Origin of the sequence: Agrobacterium sp. DSM 25558 (assembly GCF_900100825.1) — a bacterium.
Taxonomy (GTDB): Bacteria; Pseudomonadota; Alphaproteobacteria; order Rhizobiales; family Rhizobiaceae; genus Agrobacterium.
The window spans coordinates 1-1,962 of the sequence record NZ_FMUD01000081.1 but is presented as its reverse complement, the minus strand read 5'-3'; the positions used below and the strand labels follow the sequence as shown (position 1 = coordinate 1,962).

At 52.0% G+C, this 1,962-nt stretch carries 1 protein-coding gene and 1 pseudogene; one reads left to right on the top strand and one right to left on the bottom strand.

Annotated elements, in window-relative coordinates; translation table 11 throughout:
- Positions 1-301, top strand: a 301-nt coding sequence (locus DSM25558_RS29895; protein WP_143240279.1) for an HD-GYP domain-containing protein, incomplete at its 5' end; no start/stop codon positions are given.
- Positions 302-1,692: 1,391 nt separating this feature from the next.
- Here DSM25558_RS29895 and DSM25558_RS27510 read toward each other — a convergent pair.
- Positions 1,693-1,962 (bottom strand): annotated as a pseudogene (locus DSM25558_RS27510) (NADP-dependent oxidoreductase); the annotation flags it as partial.

Sequence of the window (1,962 nt, the reverse complement as noted above, 5' to 3'; positions counted from 1 at the left end):
CCCTCAGCGCGGCTACGACCTCCTGTCACGCCAAACCGACATGCCCGACGCTGTGCTCGACATTTGTCGTCATCATCATGAGAGACCGGATGGAAGAGGATATCCACAAGGTCTGGCTGGAAAGCAGATCAGTGTGCCTGTTCGCATTGCATCCATCTGCGATGTTTACGATGCGCTGACGTCAAAGCGCCCCTACAAAAAGGCTTGGACACCCGCACAGGCGGCAGAATTTATGGCTGCACAAAAGGGACAGTTCGACGGTCCATTACTCAAGCGATTTTTCTGTTGTCTGAGCAACTGAGCTTACTGCCGCTCAGTCTTGAACTAAATCCTCAATACCGATGTTGCCAAGCGTCTGAAATGCGATAGGTACGTGTAGTCACACGATGGCTGTCTAGATCGGGTTGTGCGAAGGCCGACCGCCATAGGAACGATTTGAACGCTCCAGAACCTCATGTGCGCAATTCTACGAGATAAGTCCCAGGCAAGCTTTGGAGGATAGAGGGGCGATGGCCGACCTGAAATATTACCGGATAGCGCAGAATTTCGATCAGGCCGCAAATATAACATTTGCGTATGATGTGGTGACGTAAATTATTGCTTTGAATGACATGCTGGCCATTCTTTTGAAGGCCTGTGAGTATTAAGCACCAGCCGCCGATTCATGAAGACATCAAGGGTAGCCATGTACCGACCCAGAACCAAAAGACCGTTTACCGTCGTTCTTAAATCTTCCCGTCAAATCGTGCAAAGGCAGGAGCCCGGCACACTCTGGCAAGATGTCGATCTTGCCGCCGCCTTGGAGCTTGTCAGCCAGTACATGGAGTGCGAAGCATCCCCGCCTCCAACATCATCTGAGATAAATCCGAAGGCGTCGTGATAATCGATTGGGAGAGCAAAGACCTTGGCAATAGATTATGATTATTTAAAGAGTTTTGTCGCCGGTTTGTATGAGGTGATGAACAGGCCGTTCAGAAAACCTGCGGACTTGAAAAGGCCGCGCAGCAAGAAAAAAGAGGCCCAGTCCGCTCGGGATAAAGCGAATTATAGATTTGATCGGAAACGTCGCGTTGAGTTGACGAAGTAGGAAGGTCCCGCCGCGATCGCTCCATAGAACTTGGCAGCCTCAGCCCCCGAATACTTCATACAAGACCAATAAAGCGTATCTAAGCATGGAAAACCCCATTTCAAGTTACTCTAAAATCAAAAACTCGGTCAGACCATTCTGGAAGTGCTCGAAGGGGCGGCGAAGCTGCTCGATTGTACCGCTACAGATAGATGGTCACGCCTTTGAAAAGCCCGATGTCGATCGTGCGGATCCAATCCATGCGGAGCATGTAAACGTGGGCGACAAAAGGCACCAATATCGACACGAACAAAATGGATCGCTCAGGAACCGAACCCGATGGCAGAAGGGGCCGCTATTGCAACCCGGACCTGCAGTGATCCAGTGAGTTATCTGAACCATTGACAAGGGCCGACCATATGCCCCAGTCTTCTGATGAAGACAGATCTTTTAAGCGGCAAGTCCTTGCTACGCGAAATTTACAGGCTCCTCGTTTCACTGTAGCGACATATGTGAAAGCGTCGAGCGGGCGGAACGCGCCGCCACCTGCAATCCGGTCGTGGAAAATATCAGGAACGGCGCGATAGCCTTACAAGTCGTTGACAGGCAGGCGCTGTCTTGATCCCTCAGTGCTTGAGCACGACTTTGCCCGGTGCTCCCGCTGCTACGGTATTTTGCGCCAGACCAATCTCCTCAAGAGGAAAGATATGGGAAATCGGGATAATCAACAGACCGCGCAGGGCAGCATCAAGCACGGCGTCGAGCGTCACTGCATCGGTGCGGTGGAAGAGTTCATGAATGGTGACACGCTCTCCGTTTTTGGCGGCTTCCGGCACCGGAACGATGCTTGCAATCGTGCCGCCATCGCGCACATGACTGATCAGGCAGGTTGCCAG